Below are 376 nucleotides of genomic sequence, written 5' to 3' on the forward strand. Positions count from 1 at the left end.
CGGTTTTGTGCTGGCCGGCTACACCGCGGCGATGGTTGGCTTGCCGGCCCTGGCCCATCCAGACGGCGCGTTTATGGCGGCGGTGTGGCGAGTCCTGGAAATCTCGTTGGGGATTGTCTGCTCCACGCTGGTCAGCGCCGCGATCCTGCCGCAAACCTCCAGCGCTGCGATGCGCAACGCCCTGTACCAGCGCTTCGGTGTGTTCGCGCTGTTCGTCACCGACGGCCTGCGCGGTCGCAGCGAGCGCGAAGGCTTTGAACGCAGCAACGTGCGCTTTATCGCCGAAGCCGTGGGCCTGGAAGGGCTGCGCAGCATCACCGTGTTCGAAGACCCGCACATGCGTCGGCGCAATGGCCGGCTGACGCGCTTGAACAGC

Annotated in this window: 1 protein-coding gene; it reads left to right on the plus strand. The window is 66.2% G+C overall.

Annotated elements, in window-relative coordinates:
• A partial coding sequence (locus HX873_RS31270; protein ID WP_177123832.1) for an FUSC family protein occupies positions 1 to 376 on the plus strand: 376 nt, incomplete at both ends.

Source organism: Pseudomonas sp. P7758, from assembly GCF_013386485.1.
Classification (GTDB): domain Bacteria; phylum Pseudomonadota; class Gammaproteobacteria; order Pseudomonadales; family Pseudomonadaceae; genus Aquipseudomonas.